20 protein-coding genes are annotated in these 21,012 nt (G+C 63.2%); 13 read left to right on the top strand and 7 right to left on the bottom strand.

The annotated features are described in order from the left end of the window. Positions 1–12: 12 nt before the first annotated feature. On the top strand, positions 13–591 hold the full coding sequence (phnN, locus tag ACX93L_RS07450; protein WP_459404268.1) for a phosphonate metabolism protein/1,5-bisphosphokinase (PRPP-forming) PhnN: 579 nt from the start codon (positions 13–15) through the stop codon (positions 589–591). Between the two features lie 54 nt (positions 592–645). Here phnN and pcaD read toward each other — a convergent pair whose 3' ends face one another. Together pcaD and polA are read right to left on the bottom strand one after the other, a co-directional pair. Next, positions 646–1,434: a 3-oxoadipate enol-lactonase gene (gene pcaD / locus ACX93L_RS07445; protein WP_459404267.1), complete on the bottom strand. Its 789-nt coding sequence runs from the start codon at positions 1,432–1,434 to the stop codon at positions 646–648. Between the two features lie 99 nt (positions 1,435–1,533). Then, positions 1,534–4,518 carry a DNA polymerase I gene (gene polA, locus ACX93L_RS07440; protein ID WP_459404266.1) on the bottom strand — a complete coding sequence of 995 codons (2,985 nt, stop codon included), beginning with the start codon at positions 4,516–4,518 and terminating at the stop codon, positions 1,534–1,536. 386 nt (positions 4,519–4,904) lie between these two features. On the opposite strand from polA, the gene ACX93L_RS07435 reads away from it, so the two are divergent. The 7 genes from ACX93L_RS07435 to dnaJ all read left to right on the top strand — a co-directional run bounded on the left by ACX93L_RS07435 (position 4,905) and on the right by dnaJ (position 13,970). Then, a complete protein-coding gene (locus tag ACX93L_RS07435) occupies positions 4,905–5,336 on the top strand; it encodes a MarR family winged helix-turn-helix transcriptional regulator (RefSeq protein WP_169592249.1) in 432 nt (143 codons plus the stop codon). A 107-nt stretch (positions 5,337–5,443) separates the two neighbouring features. Continuing rightward, positions 5,444–6,835 (top strand): M20/M25/M40 family metallo-hydrolase, encoded by a 1,392-nt coding sequence (locus ACX93L_RS07430; RefSeq protein ID WP_459404265.1) that lies wholly within the window; start codon positions 5,444–5,446, stop codon positions 6,833–6,835. Between the two features lie 338 nt (positions 6,836–7,173). Beyond that, positions 7,174–7,632: a YbaK/EbsC family protein gene (locus tag ACX93L_RS07425; RefSeq protein WP_459404264.1), complete on the top strand. Its 459-nt coding sequence runs from the start codon at positions 7,174–7,176 to the stop codon at positions 7,630–7,632. 206 nt (positions 7,633–7,838) lie between these two features. Next, complete coding sequence (locus tag ACX93L_RS07420) at positions 7,839–10,106, top strand: transglycosylase domain-containing protein (RefSeq protein ID WP_459404263.1); 2,268 nt, start codon at positions 7,839–7,841, stop codon at positions 10,104–10,106. Positions 10,107–10,430: 324 nt separating this feature from the next. Further along, positions 10,431–12,344, top strand: coding sequence for a molecular chaperone DnaK (dnaK, locus tag ACX93L_RS07415; RefSeq protein ID WP_169592260.1), 1,914 nt, complete (start codon positions 10,431–10,433; stop codon positions 12,342–12,344). Continuing rightward, positions 12,344–12,817, top strand: coding sequence for a hypothetical protein (locus ACX93L_RS07410; RefSeq protein ID WP_459404262.1), 474 nt, complete (start codon positions 12,344–12,346; stop codon positions 12,815–12,817). Before dnaK ends, ACX93L_RS07410 begins: the two co-directional genes overlap by 1 nt. 4 nt (positions 12,818–12,821) lie before the next feature. Beyond that, complete coding sequence (gene dnaJ / locus ACX93L_RS07405; protein WP_459404261.1) at positions 12,822–13,970, top strand: molecular chaperone DnaJ; 1,149 nt, start codon at positions 12,822–12,824, stop codon at positions 13,968–13,970. A gap of 68 nt (positions 13,971–14,038) precedes the next feature. Here dnaJ and ACX93L_RS07400 read toward each other — a convergent pair whose 3' ends face one another. After that, entirely contained in the window at positions 14,039–14,293 is a 255-nt protein-coding gene (locus tag ACX93L_RS07400) for a hypothetical protein (RefSeq protein WP_459404260.1), read from the bottom strand. A gap of 104 nt (positions 14,294–14,397) precedes the next feature. Between ACX93L_RS07400 and ACX93L_RS07395 the strand changes: the two genes are divergently transcribed. Next, positions 14,398–14,994, top strand: coding sequence for a TetR/AcrR family transcriptional regulator (locus ACX93L_RS07395; protein WP_459404259.1), 597 nt, complete (start codon positions 14,398–14,400; stop codon positions 14,992–14,994). A gap of 3 nt (positions 14,995–14,997) precedes the next feature. Here the strand turns inward: ACX93L_RS07395 and ACX93L_RS07390 are convergent, their stop codons facing one another. Next, positions 14,998–15,207, bottom strand: coding sequence for a SlyX family protein (locus ACX93L_RS07390; RefSeq protein WP_459404258.1), 210 nt, complete (start codon positions 15,205–15,207; stop codon positions 14,998–15,000). Positions 15,208–15,293: 86 nt separating this feature from the next. Continuing rightward, positions 15,294–15,581 carry a hypothetical protein gene (locus ACX93L_RS07385; RefSeq protein ID WP_459404257.1) on the bottom strand — a complete coding sequence of 96 codons (288 nt, stop codon included), beginning with the start codon at positions 15,579–15,581 and terminating at the stop codon, positions 15,294–15,296. Positions 15,582–15,762: 181 nt separating this feature from the next. Between ACX93L_RS07385 and recF the strand changes: the two genes are divergently transcribed. From recF to ACX93L_RS07370, 3 genes are read left to right on the top strand one after another with little or no spacing between them, the layout of a single operon-like run. After that, positions 15,763–16,887 (top strand): DNA replication/repair protein RecF, encoded by a 1,125-nt coding sequence (recF, locus tag ACX93L_RS07380; protein WP_459404256.1) that lies wholly within the window; start codon positions 15,763–15,765, stop codon positions 16,885–16,887. A 38-nt stretch (positions 16,888–16,925) separates the two neighbouring features. Next, a complete protein-coding gene (locus ACX93L_RS07375) occupies positions 16,926–17,693 on the top strand; it encodes a molybdopterin-synthase adenylyltransferase MoeB (protein WP_459404255.1) in 768 nt (255 codons plus the stop codon). Then, complete coding sequence (locus ACX93L_RS07370; protein WP_459404254.1) at positions 17,690–18,166, top strand: GNAT family N-acetyltransferase; 477 nt, start codon at positions 17,690–17,692, stop codon at positions 18,164–18,166. The genes ACX93L_RS07375 and ACX93L_RS07370 overlap by 4 nt, the downstream gene beginning before the upstream one ends. Before the next feature lie 7 nt (positions 18,167–18,173). Here the strand turns inward: ACX93L_RS07370 and ACX93L_RS07365 are convergent, their stop codons facing one another. After that, positions 18,174–19,178, bottom strand: coding sequence for a 2-hydroxyacid dehydrogenase (locus ACX93L_RS07365; RefSeq protein ID WP_459404253.1), 1,005 nt, complete (start codon positions 19,176–19,178; stop codon positions 18,174–18,176). A gap of 195 nt (positions 19,179–19,373) precedes the next feature. On the opposite strand from ACX93L_RS07365, the gene ACX93L_RS07360 reads away from it, so the two are divergent. Beyond that, complete coding sequence (locus ACX93L_RS07360; protein ID WP_459404252.1) at positions 19,374–19,910, top strand: SH3 domain-containing protein; 537 nt, start codon at positions 19,374–19,376, stop codon at positions 19,908–19,910. Here ACX93L_RS07360 and ACX93L_RS07355 read toward each other — a convergent pair. Continuing rightward, positions 19,903–20,895, bottom strand: a complete 993-nt coding sequence (locus ACX93L_RS07355; protein ID WP_459404251.1) for an adenosine kinase — start codon at positions 20,893–20,895, stop codon at positions 19,903–19,905. The genes ACX93L_RS07360 and ACX93L_RS07355 overlap by 8 nt on opposite strands. Between the last annotated feature and the right edge of the window lie 117 nt (positions 20,896–21,012).

The raw sequence follows: 21,012 nt of genomic DNA, 5'->3' as shown, positions 1-21,012 counted from the left end.
CCGGCGGCAGCGATGTCGAGGAACGCGGCCGGCACGATGGTCGCGATCGTCGGTCCGAGCGGCGCTGGCAAGGACAGCCTCATCCACATCGCAAAGGCGCATTTCGCCGGGCGGCCCGAGGTGGATTTCGTCCGCCGCGTGATCACCCGACCGACCGACGCCGGCGGGGAGGCGCATCTCGGCGTTTCGACGTCCGACTTTTCCACGCTCAAGCAAGGCGGCGCATTCGCCGTCGACTGGGACGCTCACGGCCTGCGTTACGGTATTCCGGCGGCCGTGCACGAGAAGCTGGCGCTCGGTCACCTGGTGATCGCCAACGGTTCCCGCTCGGCGCTTCCTCACTTCGCCAGGGCTTTCTCGCCGCTGGTGGTCGTCAACGTCACCGCCTCCCCCGAGGTACTCGCCGAGAGGCTGACCGCTCGCGGCCGCGAGAGCCGGGCGGAAATCCTCGAACGCCTGAAGCGTGGGTCGCTGGCAGTCGACGGCGACTACGATGTGGTCGACATCGACAACAGCGGACTGCTCGCCGACGCAGGCGGAAAACTGATCGCGGCGCTGGAGGACATCCTGGCAGGCCGCCGCAATCGATAAGCCATCACGCCGGACGTCCCCGTTCCTTTTCAGAACGGGGAGCGCTGCCGTTGGTCAGGCCTTCTTGAGAAAGCGCTGCAACAGGTCAGCCAGATCCTCCGGCTGCTCGACGCAGGGGATATGGCCACAGCCCTCGATGACCTCGAGGCGCGCGCCCGGAATCCGGTCCGCGGTTGCCTTCACGACATCCAGCGGCGTCGAGCCGTCCTGATCGCCGACGACGCAGAGGACCGGCACGGAAATCGTCTCCAGGACATCGGAGAAATCGGCATCGCGGATGGCCGCGCAGGTGGTGGCGTATCCGGCTGCCGACTGGCGGGTCATCATGGTCCGGTAGCCGGCCAGTTCGTCGGCGCGCTCGGCGTGGAAGTCCGCCGTGAACCAGCGCTGCATCACATCGTCGGCTATGCTTTCCAGGCCACCCTTGGCAATTGCATCAATGCGGGCGTTCCAGGTGTCGGCCGTGCCGATCTTCGCGGCGGTGTCACAGAGGGCGAGTTTCTTGACGAGATCCGGCCGCTTCTTCCAGACACCTTGGGCGACAAGACCGCCGACGGAAAGGCCGCAGAACACGGCGCGCTTGATGCCGAGATGCTCGACCAGCGCAATCTGGTCATCGACGAGGTCGTCGATGCCAAAGACCGTGTCGGCCCCGCCGGTCAAGCCATGGCCGCGGGAATCGTAGAGCAGGACAGACACGTCGTCGCCCAGCTCATCGAAGACCGGGAGCCAAATGCGGAAATCGGTGCCAAGCGAATTCGAAAAGACGACGAGGTTCTTCGCGTTCGCTTCCCCGATCAGTTCGTGATGCACGTTGATTCCGTTGATGGTGGCGAATGCCATGGCGGTTTCCTTGGGTGGTGCCGGTACGTCTTCGCTGCGGCTTGATTGTTTCGACGGATTTTGACGGCCAGACGGGTAAAGGCCGAAGAGGCGCCCCTGTCAGTGCGCCTCGTCCCAGTTGTGGGCGGCCCGGGCATCGACCTTCAGCGGCACGCGCATTGCGATTGCCGGCATGGCTGCGTGCTCCATGGTCTCAACGATGATCGGCATGGCGGCCTCGATGGCCTCGTCCTCGACTTCGAAGATCAATTCGTCGTGGACCTGCAAAAGCATCCGCACCCTTTCGCCGAGCCCCGCCCCCGCAAGCACCGGCTCGATCTTGATCATGGCCCGGCGGATGATGTCCGCCGCCGATCCCTGGATCGGAGCATTGATCGCGGCACGCTCGTTAAAGGCCCGCATCGACGGGTTGGACGACTTTATCTCCGGATAATGGGCACGTCGGCCGAAGATCGTCTCGACATAGCCGTTCTCGCGGGCAAAGGCCTTGGTGCTCTCCATGTAGTCCTTGATGCCGGGGAACCGCTCGAAATACTTCTTGATGTAGTCACCCGCCTCGGAACGCTCGATGCCGAGCTGGTTGGCCAGACCGAAGGCTGAAATGCCGTAGATGATGCCGAAATTGATGGCCTTGGCGCGACGTCGGACTTCCGACGGCATGCCTTCGACCGGGACACCGAACATTTCGGAAGCCGTCATAGCGTGAATGTCGACACCATCCGCAAACGCCTGACGCAGCTGCGGGATCTCGGCGACATGGGCGAGCACGCGCAACTCGATCTGGCTGTAGTCGGCGGAGAGCAGCTTGTGGCCCGGGGTCGCGATGAAGGCGGTGCGGATCTTGCGGCCCTCGGCGGTCCGCACCGGAATGTTCTGCAGGTTCGGTTCCGACGACGAGAGGCGGCCAGTCGTGGTGGCGGCCAGCGAGTAACTCGTATGGACCCGTTTCGTCTGCGGATGGACATAACCCGGCAGGGCGTCGGTATAGGTGGATTTCAGCTTGGTCAGCTGGCGCCAGTCGACGATCTTGCGCGGGAGCGGCGCACCTTCCGCGGCCAGGTCTTCGAGAACCTGGGCCGAGGTCGACCACTGGCCGGTCTTGGTCTTCGATCCGCCCGGCAGGCCCATCTTGCCGAACAGGATATCACCCAGCTGCTTGGGCGAGCCGACGTTGAAGCGCTCACCGGCCAGTTCGTAGATCTCGTCCTCGAAGGCCGCGGCCTTCTGCCCGAGTTCGCCGGATAGGCGCGAGAGGATCTGGCGGTCAATCGAGATGCCGCGCTCTTCCATATCGGCAAGCACGGGCACCAGCGGACGTTCCAGACGTTCGTAGATGCGGGTCAGCTTTTCGGCGGCCAGGCGGGGCTTCAGCACCATCCACAGCCGCAAGGTCACGTCGGCATCTTCCGCCGCATAGGCGGTCGCCTTGTCGATGTCGACCAGATCGAACGTCAGGGACGACTTTCCGCTGCCGGCCACATCCTTGTAGGCAATCGGCGTGTGACCGAGCCAGCGCTCGGAGAGCCCGTCCATGCCGTGGTTTCCCTTGCCGGCATCCAGCACGTAGGACATCAGCATGGTGTCGTCGAAGCCCTTGATGACCACGCCGTAGCGCTTCATCAGCAGGTAGTCGTATTTCAGGTTCTGTGCGACCTTGAGGATCGAGGGGTCTTCCAGCATGTCCTTGAGAACGGCCAGTGCCTCGGCCATCGGGATCTGCCCGTCCGCCATGCCGCCACCCAGGAGATCTCCGACACCGGTCTTGTGGGTCAAAGGCACATAGGCCGCACGGATCTCGGGCGAGCCCGACTGCAGGGCATTGTCGGCGATCGCGAGCGAGAAGCCGACGAGATCGGCGAGCATGGGATCGATGTTCGTCGTTTCCGTATCGAAGGCGACGAGGCCGGTTTCGCGCGCGGCGGCGATCCAGCCCCTCAGAGTGTCGAGATCACGGATCGTCTGGTAGCTTGTGATGTCGATCTTGCGCCCGTGGAACGCGGCTGCGCGAGCGGCTGCGAGATCGGAGGGCGTCGGATCGCCGTTGGCAGCAGTAGTAGCCGGCGATACAGCCGGTGCGCCGGAAACAGCGCCCGGTGCCGCTTCGGAGGTCGGCGCTGCTGCGTCGAGATCGGGGCCGTGAGCAGCCCGCCCCCATTCGATCTTGACGATCGAAGGCTCGATCGCCGAGGCGTCGCAATCACAGGCTTCCGCCACACGACGCGTGAGCGTGGTGAATTCCATGGTCTTCAGGAAGCCGATCAAGCGCGGGCCGTCCTGCTTCTCCAGCGACAGCGCATCGAGCGGCAGGTCGAGCGGAACATCCGTCCGCAAGGTGACGAGCTGGCGCGACAGGCGGGCCAGTTCGGCATTCGCGACGATGTTTTCGCGGCGCTTGACCTGCTTGATCTCCTCGGCGCGGGCGAGCAAAGTGTCCAGATCGCCATATTCCTCGAGCAACTGCGCCGCCGTCTTCGGGCCGATGCCGGGAATGCCTGGAATGTTGTCGGTCGAATCTCCGGTCAGCGACTGGAGGTCGATCATCTTTTCCGGCGGCACGCCCCATTTCTCGACGACGTCGGGAATGCCAATCTGCTTGTCCTTCATGCTGTCATACATGTGGACGTTCGACGTGACGAGCTGCATCAGGTCCTTGTCCGAGGAGACGATCGTCACGTCGGCGCCGATCGCCTCGGCTGCACGGGCATAGGTGGCAATGATGTCGTCCGCTTCGAAGCCTTCGGTCTCGATGCAGGGCAGATTGAAGGCGCGGGTCGCCTCGCGGATCAGGCCAAACTGGGGAACCAACTCTTCCGGTGGTGCCGAACGGTTCGCCTTGTATTCCGGGTAGAGCTCCTTGCGGAAGGTCTTCGAGGAATAGTCGAAGATGACCGCGAGGTGGCTCGGTGTCACCCCGACGCTGGTGTCACGTGCGTCTGTCAGCAGCTTCCACAACATGTTGCAAAAGCCCGAAACCGCGCCGACCGGCAAACCGTCGGATTTGCGGGTCAGCGGCGGCAGCGCGTGAAAGGCCCGAAAGATGAATCCGGAGCCGTCGATGAGGAAGAGATGATCGCCTTTTTTCATGGCTGCATGGATAGCGCGAGGCGTTCGGGGCGTCCATACAAAGTTCGAAATCCCGAAGACGGCGCCGAACACGCAAACGTTACAAATTTGTAATCCGGCCTTCCCTTGAAAAACCATATTCTGCCGCACATTTCTTAGTCACCGGCGCCTGATCACGCCGCTGTCTGAAAGAGGCCCGTCCCCCGCCGCTTCAGACTGGACAAAGGCCTTATCCCCCTCTCCGGGCCTTTGTCCCCTTATTTCGAAGCCGCCATGGCGTCCGCCTCCAAGCCATGGCGGCTTCTGAAATCCTCCCCCACATTTGTATTTCCAAAAATCGTCATATGAGAACTATATCGCCTGCGATTTAATCTTGAGAGCGGCGACGAACCGGCCTATCGATTGTCATGGCTTTCAATCGTTCCGATTCCGCCACCTACCTCGCCGGCCAACTGGCCAAGGAATTTGCCCGCGCCCTGCAGACGCGTGCGGCAAAGCTGGGATTTTCGGCCGGCCAGTTCCCGATCCTCCTCGAACTCTGGAACGAGGAAGGACTGACCCAGAAACAGCTCCTGGAACGTGTAGACGTCGAGCAGGCGACGATGGCCAACACGCTGGCCCGCATGGAGCGGGACGGGCTGATCGAGCGACGTCCTCACCCCTCCGATCGCCGCGCGCAGCTGGTCTTCCTGACCATCAAGGCACGAAACCTGAAGGACGAGGCGCTTTCGGCGGCCAGCGAGGCCGACCAAGCGCTGTTTGCCGGGTTCCGCCGTTTCGAGAAGGAGCTCATGCTCGAATACATGCGCTGGGCGATCGAGAACGCCCGCAAGCTGTAGAGCCTCAGCACAGCACCCCAACCGCGAGATTTTGTTTCAACCGCCCTCGAAACGGGCGGACCTTTGGTCTATCGTCCGGCCGATTTGCAATGTCCAGGATGGATACCATGACCGATATTTCCGCCGTACTCGACAGCGCCGACAAGGCCCTGCCGCAAAGCCTCGACCGCCTGTTCGACCTGGTGAAGATCCGTTCGATCTCCACCGACCCGGCCTTCAAGGCGGAGTGCCGCAAGGCGGCCGAATGGCTGGTGAAGGAGCTTACGGCGCTCGGCTTCGACGCCTCGGTGCGTGACACCCCCGGCCACCCGATGGTGGTCGCCCATCATGCCGGTGCCAAGACTGACGCACCGCATGTGCTGTTCTACGGCCATTACGACGTCCAGCCCGTCGATCCGCTCAATCTTTGGGAGGATGACCCCTTTGCGCCGGCGATCAAGGAGATCGAGCCAGGCCGCAAGGTGATCACCGGCCGCGGCACCTCCGACGACAAGGGCCAGCTGCTCACCTTCCTGGAGGCCTGCCGCGCCTACAAGGCAATCCATGACAGCCTGCCGGTCAAGGTCACCATCCTGTTCGAAGGGGAGGAGGAGTCCGGTTCGCCGTCACTCAAGCCCTTCCTGTCGGCCAACGCAGACGAACTGAAGGCCGACTATGCGTTGGTCTGCGACACCAGCATGTGGGACCGCGAGACGCCGGCGATCGCCGCCGCGCTGCGCGGACTGGTCGGCGAGGAGGTCACCGTCACCGCCGCCGACCGCGACCTTCATTCCGGTCTTTTCGGCGGTGCTGCCGCCAATCCGATCCATATCCTTGTCGACATTCTCGCCGGCCTGCATGACGAAACGGGACGCATCACGCTTTCCGGTTTCTACGAGGGCGTCGAAGAAACTCCGGCCAACATCAAGGCCTCGTGGGAATCGCTCGGCCGCACCGCCGAGAGCTTTCTCGGTGAGGTGGGGCTTTCGGTCCCGTCGGGTGAAAAGGGCCGCTCCGTTCTCGAACTGACCTGGGCCCGTCCGACTGCGGAAGTGAACGGCATCACGGGTGGCTACACGGGGGAAGGCTTCAAGACCGTGATCGCCGCCAAGGCCTCTGCCAAGGTTTCGTTCCGCCTGGTCGGGGAGCAGGATGCGGCCAAGATCCGCGAAAGCTTCCGCGCCTATGTACGCTCCAGGATCCCTGCGGACTGCTCGGTCGATTTCCACGAGCACGGCGGCTCGCCGGCCATCCAGCTTTCCTATGATTCACCCGTGCTGACCAAGGCAAGGAACGCGCTGTCGGACGAATGGCCGAAGCCGGCCGTGGTCATCGGCATGGGTGGCTCGATCCCGATCGTCGGCGATTTCCAGAAGATGCTGGGCATGGATTCGTTGCTCGTCGGCTTCGGCCTGACCGACGACCGCATCCATTCACCGAACGAGAAGTACGACCTCAACTCCTTCCACAAGGGCATCCGGTCGTGGATCCGCATCATGGATGCGCTGGCCTCGTCGTAAGAGGCCCGAAAAAAGCAAAAAGGCCGGGGGTTACCCGACCTTTCGTCCCTTGTTTCGACGCCCCTGCCAGTACATCCGTGGTCAGGGGCGGAAACAAGCAATGCACATTTTCGAACGTCGGAGCCTTGAAGGTTTCCTTCGTTCCATGATCAGCAGGATGGCGCGAAGTGATTAACCGATGGTTAATGCCGCGCTGCCGCTGATCCGAAATGCTGCAACTCATCTTTCGGCGGCCGCTGCACTGGTTGACCTTAAAGTGGGGTTGCCGGGACACGATATCAAGAGGACGGCGAAAACCCGTCTTGTCGACCGGCCGCGGTTGCGCATAGAAATACCGCATGAGCCTCGAATCCGTCCGTTCCTTCTTCGCCGAAAAAGCCCCCGACATCGATGTGATCGTCACCGACGCGAGTTCCGCGACCGTGGCGCTTGCCGCAGAGGCCCATGGTGTCGAACCCGACCAGATCGCCAAGACGATATGCCTGCGGATCGGCGAAGAGGTCGTGCTCGTGGTCGCAGCTGGGACGAAGCGTCTCGACAACCGTAAATTCAAGGATCGCTTCGGCGTGAAGCCGCGCATGCTGGGCGCCGAAGAGGTCGTCGAGGCGACGAGCCATCCGGTCGGCGGTGTCTGCCCGTTCGGACTGCCCGGGACGCTCAAGGTCTATTGCGACGTGTCGCTCCAGTCTTTCGACCAGGTGGTTCCGGCGGCGGGTGCGACCAACTCGGCCGTCCATATCGCGCCCTCTCGCATGGCGGAACTGACCAATGCCGAATGGGCCGATCTCTGCCAGTAGGACCGGATACCCGCGCCTAAAGCGGCAAACGGGCGATTTTCGATTTGTTTACCGGCTGTTAACCCCCCCTTAAATCGCCGTATTTAAAATGCAATTCTTCGGCCGCGCCTTCCTGCTTGTCATGCGGCCGCAACATTTCGCGTCGAACGCGCTCCGGGCATCACCGGATCGGGGACGCTCAGGTTTCTGGAGCACGATCGCCAGCCATGGCAAGCAGAGGAAAATCCCGCGAACGCGTCGAGCCGACCTTCGGGGACGGCCCCGAGGAAGACGACGACGAGATCCGTCTGGATGCCGGCGACCGCATCGGCGGGAAACGCACGGCCAGCCGTTCGAAAACCCGTGCCGCCAAATCCGAGCCGAAGACATCACGCGGGAGCAAGCAAAAGCGCGGCCGGAAGCGCCGTTCCTCCGGGGGACTGTCCGGGCTGATCAGCCGGATGATCTACTGGTGCATCGTGCTCGGCATCTGGGGCGGCATCGGCATTGCCGGCGTCGTCGCCTATTACGGCGCGCGCATGCCGAGCGCCAATGTCTGGTCGATCCCGGAACGCCCGCCGAACGTCAAGATCGTCTCGGTCGAAGGTACGGTGATCGCCAATCGCGGTGCGACGGGCGGCGAAGCTCTCGCGCTCGAAGACATGTCGCCCTTCATCCCGCAGGCCGTCATCGCCATCGAGGATCGTCGCTTCTATTCGCATTTCGGTGTCGACCCGCTGGGGCTCGCGCGTGCCGTGGTGACCAATCTTGTCAGCGGACGCACCGTGCAGGGTGGCTCGACGCTTACCCAGCAGCTGGCAAAGAACCTCTTCCTCTCGCCGGAACGCACGCTGGAACGAAAGGTGCAGGAGGTTCTGCTCTCCTTCTGGCTCGAGCACAAGTTCACCAAGGATCAGATCCTCGCGATGTATCTCAACCGGGTCTATTTCGGGTCGAACGCCTATGGCGTCGAGGCGGCCTCGCGGCGCTACTTCTCGAAATCGGCGCGTGACGTCAATCTCGGCGAGGCAGCCCTTCTCGCCGGCCTGCTGAAAGCCCCGTCCCGCCTTTCGCCGGCGCGCGATCCGGAGGCTGCCGAAGCGCGCGCCCAGGTCGTTCTCGGCGCGATGCGCGAGGAAGGCTTCATCAGCGAAGACGAGATCAAGACCGCGATGTCGCAACCACCCACCCAGGCCAAGCGCTATTGGACGGGTGCAGGCCAGTACGTGGCCGACATGGTGCTCGACGAGGTGAAGATGCTGGTCGGCACGGTCGGCGAGGATCTAGTGGTCGAGACGACCATCGACATGAACCTCGAAAGGAAAGCCGAAGAGGCGATCGTCGAGACGCTGGAGGCCGAAGGCGACAAGCTCAAGGCGTCGCAGGCCGCACTGGTGTCAATCGACGGAACCGGGGCCATCCGGGCGCTGGTGGGCGGCAAGGACTATGCCGACAGCCAGTTCAACCGTGCGGTCAAGGCCAAGCGCCAGCCGGGTTCGGCCTTCAAGCCCTTCGTCTATGCAGCCGCGCTCGAGATGGGAGCACGCCCCGATTCGACACGCAACGACGCACCGATCAGGATCGGCGCCTGGACGCCGGAAAACTATGACGAAAAATATCGGGGGCCGGTGACGCTCAGCAAGGCGCTCGCCGAGTCGCTGAACACGATCGCCGCCCAGCTGGTCATGGAGGTCGGCCCCGACCACGTGATCAAGCTCGCCCACCGGCTGGGCATCGAATCCGAACTCCAGTCGAACGCCTCGATTGCGCTCGGCACGTCGGAGGTCTCGCTGCTCGAACTCACGGCGGCCTATGCGCCCTTCATGAACGGCGGCTACAAGGCGACGCCGCACATCGTGCGTCGCATTTCCAACGTCGACGGCAAGGTGCTCTACGAGAACGACTATGCCGAGCCGCCACGCGTGCTCGGAGAACCGATCGTCGCGAACATGAACCGCATGATGAAAGGCGTCATCGAAGAGGGCACCGGCAAGAAGGCGCGCCTTGAGCGCTGGGAAGCGGCCGGCAAGACGGGTACGACGCAGTCGTTCCGCGACGCGCTGTTCGTCGGCTATACCAGCAACCTGACGACGGGCGTGTGGTTCGGCAACGACGACGGCCAGTCGATGAAGAAGGTGACCGGCGGCGGCCTGCCCGCGAAAGCCTGGCACGACTTCATGACAGCGGCCCATGCCGGGCTGACGCCGGTACCGCTTGCCGGCGAAGGCTATGTCGAGCCTCAACCCGAACCGACCACGATCGGAACGATCATTTCGGATGTGTTTTCCGGCGGGGAGGAACGTTATCCGACGGCCCGCCCAACAGCGCAACAGGGGCTTCCTCCGGAAGACCTACCGCCCGCGGGACCGCCGCAGGACAACTCCGAACAGGGTGGCTACGACGGGCCGGTCCCACCGGCCGACGTCGGCGGCGGATCGCCCGTGCAGCCCGCGACCCGGCGCACGACACTCCTCGACATCATCATGGGCCAGTGATCGAGCGGGAACCACGTCCGGGCGCTTGCAAAGCGGCACTGCCCGCTCCATCTTTCGGATGCAGCCCGGCGCAAGGCTTGCCTGCTAGCCCTCCTTGCCAACGGGACGGTTTTCGTGCGCCACAAAAGGCGGGGAAACAAGGCGCCAATCTGTTCTTTTTACTGGATTACAGCCGATTTCCAGCCTTGCAGTCGGAAAAACCGCTTCTTATATACGCGACATAAACCGCAGCCAGACTGCGAAATCCCAGACCATCCACGTCGAGGGGCCGTCAGGGGAATGCCTTACCGGGGTTCCGACGGCCTGCTTCAAGGAGAGAATGACATGGCTAAAGTAATCGGTATCGACCTTGGAACGACCAATTCCTGCGTCTCCGTCATGGACGGCAAGGATGCGAAGGTCATCGAAAATTCGGAAGGTGCACGCACCACCCCGTCGATGGTTGCCTTCACGGAAGATGGCGAACGCCTCGTTGGCCAGCCGGCCAAGCGCCAGGCGGTCACCAACCCGACCAACACCCTCTTCGCCGTCAAGCGCCTGATCGGCCGCCGCTACGAAGATCCGACCGTCGAGAAGGACAAGGGTCTCGTCCCCTTCCATATCGTCAAGGGTGACAACGGCGACGCGTGGGTCGAAGCTCAGGGCAAGGGCTATTCGCCGTCGCAGATCTCGGCCATGGTTCTCCAGAAGATGAAGGAAACCGCGGAAGCCTATCTCGGCGAGAAGGTCGAAAAGGCCGTCATCACCGTTCCGGCCTACTTCAACGACGCCCAGCGCCAGGCAACCAAGGACGCAGGCCGCATCGCCGGCCTTGAAGTCCTGCGCATCATCAACGAGCCGACCGCAGCCGCCCTCGCCTATGGCATGGACAAGCGCGAAGGCAAGACGATTGCCGTCTACGACCTTGGCGGCGGTACTTTCGATATCTCCATCCTCGAAATCGGTGACGGCGTCTTCGAAGTGAAGTCGACCAACGGCGATACCTTCCTCGGCGGCGAAGACTTCGACATGCGCCTCGTCGAGTACCTCGCAGCTGAGTTCAAGAAGGACAACGGCATCGACCTGAAGAACGACAAGCTCGCTCTGCAGCGCCTGAAGGAAGCTGCGGAAAAGGCCAAGATCGAGCTCTCCTCGTCGCAGCAGACCGAAATCAACCTGCCGTTCATCACGGCTGACGCTTCCGGTCCGAAGCACCTGACGATGAAGCTGACCCGCGCCAAGTTCGAGAGCCTGGTCGACGACCTCGTCCAGCGCACCGTCGCTCCGTGCAAGGCAGCTCTCAAGGACGCCGGCGTTTCCGCCAGCGAAATCGAGGAAGTGGTTCTCGTCGGCGGCATGAGCCGCATGCCGAAGGTCCAGGAAATCGTCAAGCAGCTGTTCGGCAAGGAGCCGCACAAGGGCGTGAACCCGGATGAAGTGGTTGCCATGGGCGCCGCGATCCAGGCTGGCGTTCTGCAGGGCGACGTCAAGGACGTTCTGCTTCTCGACGTGACCCCGCTGTCGCTCGGCATCGAAACGCTCGGTGGCGTGTTCACCCGCCTGATCGATCGCAACACCACGATCCCGACCAAGAAGAGCCAGACCTTCTCGACCGCGGAAGACAACCAGAATGCCGTGACCATCCGCGTCAGCCAGGGCGAGCGCGAAATGGCGGCGGACAACAAGCTGCTCGGCCAGTTCGACCTCGTCGGCCTGCCGCCGGCACCGCGCGGCATGCCGCAGATCGAAGTCACCTTCGACATCGACGCCAACGGCATCGTCCAGGTTTCGGCCAAGGACAAGGGCACCGGCAAGGAGCAGCAGATCCGCATCCAGGCTTCCGGTGGTCTGTCTGACGCCGACATCGAGAAGATGGTCAAGGACGCCGAGGCTCACGCCGAGGACGACAAGAAGCGTCGTGCTGCAGTCGAAGCCAAGAACCATGCGGAGAGCCTTGTCCACTCGACCGAAAAGTCGCTCAAGGACTATGGCGACAAGGTTTCCGAGGCCGACCGCAAGTCCATCGAGGATGCGATCGCAACCCTGAAGACCGCCATCGAGGCTTCCGAGCCCGATGCCGACGACATTCAGGCCAAGACGCAGTCGCTGATGGAAGTGTCCATGAAGCTCGGTCAGGCGATCTACGAGGCCCAGCAGGCCGAGGAAGGCGCCGGCGCTTCGGAAGGCGGCAAGGATGACGATGTCGTCGATGCCGACTACGAAGAGGTCAAGGACGAAGACGCGAAGAAGTCGGCCTGATGCAGCGGCCGCAGCGACGCTTCACCTTCAAGGGGCTGGCCTTCGGGCCAGCCGCATTTTCATTGGCCCTCTGCACAAGCGCCGTCCTGGCGCAGGACAAGGGGCAGATGGAAACCGTCTTTCGCAAGGTGAGTGCCGCTGAGGCCACCATCGTCAAGGCGATCGGCGCCGGCGACAGTCGGCAGCTTTCCAAGACAGGCAGCGACCTCGGCCGCGTCATCGAAGCAGCGCTCAAGCGCCGCGAAGAAGGCGGCAGCGTGACCTCCTGCGACATGGCAGCCCATTCGCTCGCCTTTCTCGCCGTTTCTGCGGCGGACGGACTGGCGAACAAGGGCGAGCCTCGCCGCATGCTGATCGAGGATGCCCGCGCCGCGGCTTCCGACTTCCAGAAAGACATGGCAGCCTGCGAGAAGCAGGCAGGCAAGAAGACTGGCAGCCACACGAGTGTGGAGAAGGCTTTGAGAGCTTTGTAAGACCATGGCAAAAGCAGATTTTTACGAGACCCTCGGGGTCGCCAAGACGGCTGACGAGAAGGAGCTGAAGAGCGCCTTCCGCAAGCTGGCGATGAAGTATCATCCGGACAAGAATCCGGACGACGCCGAAGCTGAAAAGAAGTTCAAGGAAATCAACGAGGCCTATGAGACGCTGAAGGATCCGCAGAAACGCGCGGCCTATGATCGTTTCGGCCATGCCGCCTTTGAACAGGGCGGTGGCGGCGGCTTCCATCCGGGTGGCGGCGGATTTGCCGGCGGCGGCTTCTCCGACATCTTCGAGGATATCTTCGGCGAGATGATGGGCGGCGGTCGCGGTGGCCGTGCACGCTCGAGCGGCGGTCGCGAACGCGGCGCCGATCTTCGCTACAACATGGAGATCTCGCTCGAGGAGTCCTTCACGGGCAAGACGGCGCAGATCCGCGTGCCGACCTCAATCACCTGCGAGGCCTGCACCGGCACCGGCGCCAAGCCGGGCACCAAGCCGACCACCTGCACCACCTGTCAGGGCAGCGGCCGCATCCGGGCGGCCCAGGGCTTCTTCTCCGTCGAGCGGACCTGCCCGACCTGTCACGGTCGCGGCCAGACGATTTCCGACCCCTGCGGCAAGTGCCACGGTCAGGGTCGCGTGACGGAAGAACGCTCGCTTTCGGTGAACATCCCTGCCGGGATCGAGGACGGCACCCGCATCCGCCTGCAGGGCGAAGGCGAGGCAGGCCTGAGGGGTGGTCCTTCGGGCGACCTCTACATCTTCCTGTCGGTCAAGCCGCACGAGTTCTTCCAGCGTGATGGCGCGGATCTCTATTGCTCGGTGCCAATCTCGATGACGACGGCGGCGCTCGGCGGGACGTTCGACGTGGTGACGCTCGACGGCGCCAAGTCGCGTGTGACGGTTCCGGAAGGCACGCAGGCGGGCAAGCAGTTCCGCCTGAAGGGCAAGGGCATGCCGGTCCTGCGTTCGGCGCAGACGGGCGACCTTTACATCCAGATCCAGATCGAGACCCCGCAGAAGCTGACCAAGCGCCAGCGCGAACTGCTGCAAGAGTTCGAACAGTTGTCGTCGAAGGAGAACAATCCGGAGTCGACGGGCTTTTTCGCCCGGATGAAGGATTTCTTCGACACGCTGAGCGACTGAAGTCACTTGACGTCGTCAATTGAATGCAAAGCGAGCCGGAAACCTCTCCGGCTCGCTTTTCTGTTTGTTCATGCGGCCACGGCGCGGGGCTGGCGCAGGATGAACCAGCTGAACCGCCGCTGGATGGCAGGGGCGATCGCGTAGACGATGCTGAATACCATTACCGGTGCCAGAATGAGGGTGCGCGCCCAGATCGGCCATCCTTCGGTCAGAGGCAGCAACACATAGAGAATTGCCGTTACGAACGGGTAGACCGCGGCCAGCATGAGTAGAGCCAGACGAAGCTTGGACGGGATCGGTCGGGAGGCATTTTCGGTAGACATATCTTTCTCCATAGAAACGAGACGTTTCGTTCTATATAGAAACGGATCGTTCCGTTCAATAGAAATTTGTGCTAAGGCTCAAGAAAATGGAGACCAAGAGCCAGATGGCCAAACAGACAGCGGATCGCCGTACTTCGATCGGATCGCAGCGCAACCCCGCAAGCGAAGAGGCGATCCTTGCCGCCGCCGAAGCCATTCTGCTCGAGGGCGGTCTGAACGCCTTTTCGATCGAAGCGGTCGCAAAGCGCGCCAAGGCGGGCAAACCGACGATCTATCGCTGGTGGCCGTCAAAGGCAGCCCTGCTTCTCGATCTCTACCACCGGCAGAAGGATGTCGTTCCCCATCTCGACAGCGGCGACGTGAAGAACGATCTCACGCAGTTTCTCAGGGGCCTGATCGGCTTCTGGCGGGACGGCGGCGGCGCGATCTTCCGCTCGATTATCGCCGAGGCACAAAGCGATCCGGCAGCGCTCGACGCCCTGCGCGACTATGCAGTGTCCCGTTGCCGCCAGAGCGGCTCGATCCTCGCCCGGGCCCAGGCGCGGGGCGAGATCCGCAACGACGTCGATCCGGAACTGCTGATCGAACTCTTCTCGAGTTTTGCCTGGAACCGGCTGCTCACCAGCCGGCTCGACGTGACGGACGCGGAGATCCGGCAGATCGTCTCGGCCATCGTGGACGGTGTGGCGGTTCGGACCTAGCGCTCAGTAGTGTGGCGGCCTGGTGATCGCCGGCGCTTCGAGCGCCTGCTCCTCCAGGGAAAGAAACCGTTCGGTCAGCCGGTCAAGCTTGGCGCGCGTCTGCTCGACGACCTTCCACTGTTCCGCCAGCTGGTCGGAGAGTTCCTCGATCACGCGGGTCTGGTGTGCGACCGTTTCTTCCAGCCGCAGGACGCGGTCATCGTTTTCGGTCATGGCCTTTCGCTCCGTGGGTTCGACCGCGCGGTTCTGGCGGATCGGAACAAGACCGTCAATCGAAAAGGAATGGCGTTCAGGGTCGACTAGCGCTGTTTCTTCTTCTTGTAGGGCATCAGCATGATCGCGGAGGCTGTGACGGCAGCGGCGAAGGTGAGTGCCAGCGGTACGGCGATCATCGCGGCGGGCAGGAAGGGATTACGGGCGCGCGCAAGGTGGCTGCCCAAGCCGCCGATGTCGAGCCATATCAAAGCGACGGCCACCATCATTCCGATCCCCGCGCCGAATAGGGCATTGCCGGCAAGGAACCGCAGCATTTCCCAGTGGTCGCGGCGCGCCTCTTCCGGCGTCAGTTCGTCTCGATCGGGAGCCATTCGGTGATCTCCGCTTTTGCGTCCTGCCCATTTCCATACACCTGCCCCATGCACCGGTCCATGCGTCGCAACGTCTCCCAGCCCCGGTCCCGTTCCGCCCATGCTTAGGGAAAACAGTCGAACCGCCTTGTCATGGGACGGCTTTACGCCTAGCTCATGGGACGACCAAGACCGGACCATCATGACGCACAAGACAACGATCCATCGGCTGAAGCTCACGGATTTCCGCAATTATGCCGCGGCTTCGCTGTCGCTGGACGGTCGGCATGTCGTGCTTACCGGCGAGAACGGGGCCGGCAAGACCAATCTCATGGAGGCGGTCTCCTTCCTGTCGCCGGGCCGAGGCCTTCGCCGCGCCAGCCTTGCCGATGTCGCCCGGGTCGGCGCACCCGGCGGATTCTCGATCTTCGCCGAGGTGGACGGCATGGAGGGCGAGGTCGAGATCGGCACCGGGAGCGACGGAGAAGGCGAAGCCGTCGTCCGGCGCCTCCGTATCAACGGCACCGCGGCCAAGTCCGTCGATGAACTTACCGATCACCTCCGCGTCCTCTGGCTCACGCCGGCGATGGACGGGCTCTTCACCGGCCCGGCAGCAGACCGGCGACGGTTCCTTGACCGGCTGGTCCTTTCGCTGGATCCGGCCCATGGCCGGCGCGCCAGCAATTTCGAGCGCGCCATGCGCAGCCGCAACAAGCTACTCGCAGAAGGTCGTTTCGATCCGGCCTGGCTCTCCGGCCTCGAGCGGCAGATGGCAGGCCTGGGCGTTGCCATGACCCTGGCGCGCAGAGAAATGCTGGGGCTGCTCGCGGGCCTGACCAGGCGCACCGACGAGGCTTCGACCTTCCCGTCCGCCATGCTGGCGCTCCGCGGCTTTCTCGACGAGGAGGGCGATGTCCCGGCCATCGAGATCGAGGATCGTTACATGGAAATGCTCGCGGCCGGGCGTCATCGCGACGCGGGCGCCGGGCGGACCCTCGAAGGCCCCCACCGTGCCGACCTGCTGGTGCGCCATGCCGACAAGGACATCGAGGCGGAGCGGTGTTCTACCGGCGAACAGAAGGCATTGCTGGTCGGGCTGGTACTCGCCCATGCCAGGCTGGTCGCCACCATGACCGGCCACGCCCCGGTTCTCCTGCTCGATGAAATCGCCGCGCATTTGGACGAAGGCCGCCGCGCCGCACTCTTCGACCGGATCGATGCCCTGGGCGGCCAGGCCTTCATGACCGGCACGGACAGATCGATGTTCTCCGCCCTCGGCGAGCGCGCGCAGTTCGTCAGCGTGCACGACAGCGTACTGACGGCCTAGGCTTTCGCCCGTCCGACAACCGTGCCATCATTGTCGCCATGGACCCGCTCAGCCCCGAAGAGATCTCCCGTTACCATCGCCATATCCTGCTGCCCGAAATCGGGGGGCAAGGACAGCAGCGCCTGAAATCCTCCCGCGTCCTGGTGATCGGCGCGGGAGGCCTCGGCGCACCGGTACTGCAATATCTCGCGGCGGCAGGCGTCGGCACGCTCGGCATCGCCGACGACGACCGGGTTTCGCTCTCGAACCTGCAGCGGCAGGTGATTCACGACACCGGAACGATCGGCGAGGAGAAGACGGAGAGCGCCGCGCGCGCCATTGCGCGCCTCAACCCGAATGTGCGGGTCCGTCGCTATGAGGAACGCTTCGGCCCCGCGTTTGCCCGGACGCATCTCGGCAGCTTCGACCTCCTGATCGATGGCTCCGACAACTTCGACACGCGTTACGCGGCGGCGGACGCCGCCGAACAGGCGGGCATCCCGCTGGTGACCGGTGCCGTCGGCCGGTTCGATGGCTCGCTGACAGTCCTCAAACCCTATGAACACTGCCCGGACGGGCAGCAGAACCCCTGCTATCGCGACCTCTTCCCCGAAGCGCCGCCCGAGGGGCTCGTGCCGGCCTGCGCCGAAGCCGGGATCGTCGGCGCCTTGACCGGTGTCATCGGCACGCTGATGGCGATGGAAGCGATCAAGCTGATCACCGGTGTCGGCGCCCCCCTGGTCGGGCGACTGCTGCTTTACGACGCGCTGTCGGCCCGCTTCGAGACCATCCGCTATCGCCGGCGTGCTGCAAGATCGTCCAGATGAAAATCGAGATCCGCCGCGTCGACCAGGACTTCAACCGCCATGGCGACTTGTTGGAACTCATACTGCGCGCCTTCGCTTACATGGACGGGCGTATAGACCCTCCCTCCTCCGCCCACCGACTGACGCCTGCATTGCTGAAGAAGAAAGCTTCACAGGAGTGCGCCTTCGTCGCACAGGACGGTGAGCACCTCGCCGGCTGCATCTTCCTGAAGCCGGAGCCGGACGCGCTTTACATTGGTAAGCTCGCGGTCGAACCGACGATGCAAGGCCGCGGCATCGGGCGGCGTCTGCTCGCGACAGCTGAGGCGACGGCGTGGCAGTACGGCCTCAAGGCTCTTCGCCTCGATACACGGATCGAACTTATCGAGAACCACCGCGTGTTTTCCGGCTGGGGCTTTCGCAAGACGGCAGAGAACCGGCATGCCGGTTTCGACCGGACCACATCGATCGAGATGCGTCGAGATCTCGACTGACCTGCCCTCAGGTCCGGCTCGGCAGAACCCGGTTCGGGGGACGGTGGCCGTCGAAATAGGTCCGGATGTTGATGATGACCTTGTCGCCCATGTCGATACGGCCTTCGATCGTCGCGGATCCCGTATGCGGCAGCAGGACAACCTTGCCCTCCCCCGCGAGCCTGATGAGCTTCGGATTTACCGCGGGTTCGTTCTCGAAGACATCGAGACCGGCGCCGGCGATCCGGCCCTCGCGCAGGCACTGGATCAGCGCATCCTCGTCGATGATGTCGCCGCGGGCGGTGTTGACGATGTAGCTGGTCGGCTGCATGAGCGCCAGTCGGCGCGCCGACAGGAGATGGAAGGTCGCCGGGGTTGAAGGGCAGTTCACCGAGACGATGTCGACACGGGCGAGCATCTGGTCGAGGCTGTCCCAATAGGTCGCTTCGAGCTCGTCCTCGGTGGCAGGGTTGACGCGCTTGCGATTGTGGTAGTGGATCGACAGGCCGAAGGCCTTGGCACGGCGCGCAACCGCGGTGCCGATCCGCCCCATGCCGATGATGCCTATGCGCTTGCCCCAGATGCGGCGGCCGAGCATCCAGGTGGGCGACCAGCCGGTCCACTCGCCGGGCTTCTCGATCAGCACGCGCGCACCCTCCACCAGACGGCGGGGCACGGCAAGGATCAGCGCCATGGTCATGTCGGCCGTGTCTTCCGTCAGGACGTTCGGCGTATTGGTTACGGTGATGCCCTTTCGTGCGGCAGCATCGACGTCGATGTGGTCGAAGCCGTTCGAGAAACTGGCGATCAGCTTGAGCTGTGGCCCGGCCTGCTCGATCAGCGCCGCGTCGATGCGATCCGTGACGGTCGGCACGAGAACATCGGCGGTCTTCACGGCAGCGACCAGCTCCGGCTGGGTGCGGGGCGTGTCGTCGATGTTGAGCTCCGCCTCGAACAATTCGCGCATCCGGGTTTCCACGGCGTCCGGCAGTTTCCGGGTTATGTAAACCTTGGGTCGTTTCCTGTTCGTCATGGAAGATTCGAGGCCTTGTTCAGAGGTCATTAACCAAGACGGGGATAATTTCCCCGTTCAGGGCATTTTCTACCAAACCCGTTGGCGAAGACAAACAAAACCTCACGGCTTCGTGTCCGATTTATCGCGAAGCGCGTGCAACCGTCGGGGAACTGCAGGAAATACCCTTGAATTCGTTGAGGGATCGGAACAGCCATGCGTCATTTCGTGCTTCGTGCCCTGCTCGCCGGCTGCACCGCGCTGGGGACTACGGCGACCGGGACGGCACCGGTCAAAGCCCAGGCCGTTTCGAAGGGATCGAGCGGACTGCCGCTTCCCCGCTTCGTCAGCCTGAAGGCCAAACGCGTCAACCTGCGCATCGGCCCAAGCACCGACTACGCGGTGTCCTGGCTGTACCTCAAATCCGGGCTGCCGGTCGAGATCATCCAGGAATACGAGAACTGGCGCCGCATCCGTGACGCGGACGGCACCGAGGGCTGGGTCAGCCAGACGCTGCTGTCGGGCGAGCGGTCGGCGATTGCCGCCCCGTGGATGCGGGGCAACAACGTCTTCGTCAACATGCGGGTCGATTCCCAGACGACGGCCGGCGTGGTGGCCAAGCTCGAACCCGGCGTGGTGATCCGCCTCGACGAATGCAACGGTAACTGGTGCCGGGCCGAAGCCGGCGGCGTCACAGGCTGGGTCTCGCAGGGCGAGATTTGGGGCGCCTATCCGGGCGAAGCCTTCAAATAAGGCCGGCTTCGCTCGCCGCCTTCGACAGCGAGCCTAGCGGGCGCGGACCGATCTGCTGGATCACGATGCCTGCCGCCAGGCAGCCGATGCGGCCGCAGTCATAAAGCGAACGCCCCTGGGTGTAGCCATAGAGAAAGCCGGCCGCGAACAGATCGCCGGCACCGGTGGTGTCAACCAGTTCCTTGATCACGGAAGCTTCGACCCGGATGCGCTCGTCACCCTTCAGGATAATCGCCCCTTCCTCGCTCATCGTCACGGCGGCGAGCTTGCAATCCCGCGCCATCAGATCAAGCGCCTTGTCGAAATCTTCCGTCTCGTAGAGCGACAGCGCTTCCTGCTTGTTGGAGAAGACGATATCGACGGTGCCCGAGCGCATGAGATCAAGGAACTCATCGCGGTAACGCCCGACGCAGAAACTGTCGGACAGCGTCATCGACATTTCCCGGCCGTTCTCGTGGGCAATGCGGGCGCAATCGAGAATCGCCTGCTTGGCGCGCGGCGGGTCCCAAAGATAGCCTTCGAAATAGGTAACCTTGGACTGTGCGACGACCTCGGGCTCGACATCTTCCGGGCCAAGCTCGACGCAGGCGCCGAGATAGGTGTTCATCGAGCGCTCGCCATCCGGCGTGACGAAGATCATGCTGCGCGCGGTCGGCGGGTTCGAGCCTTCCGGCCGGGTTTCATAGTGGACGCCCTGGGCGCGAATGTCATGAATGAAGATCTTGCCGAGCTGGTCTTCGGCAACCTTGCCGAAATAGGCGGCCTTGCCGCCCAGGCTGGCAATGCCTGCGGCCGTGTTGCCGGCGCTGCCTCCGGATGCCTCGACGGCCGGCCCCATCAGCGAATAGAGCTTCTCGGCACGATCGGCATCGATCAGGTTCATCGCTCCCTTGGTGATGTCATTGTCGATCAGAAAGGCATCCTCGCAGCGCGAGATGATATCGACGATGGCGTTGCCGACGGTGAGGACATCGAACCTGCTCATGAATTGCGGATCTCCGGTGGGTTGGGTTTTTCCGGTCATAGCCGTTTTTGGCCGGCATGGAAGGGAAAACAGCACGCCTCGGACGAAATGCCGAGCCGTCATTCAGCTGTCACGCAC

This window comes from Rhizobium sp. CAU 1783, from assembly GCF_054551725.1.
Note: the sequence above shows the minus strand (reverse complement) of the source record. Positions and strands in the feature narration are given on the sequence as shown.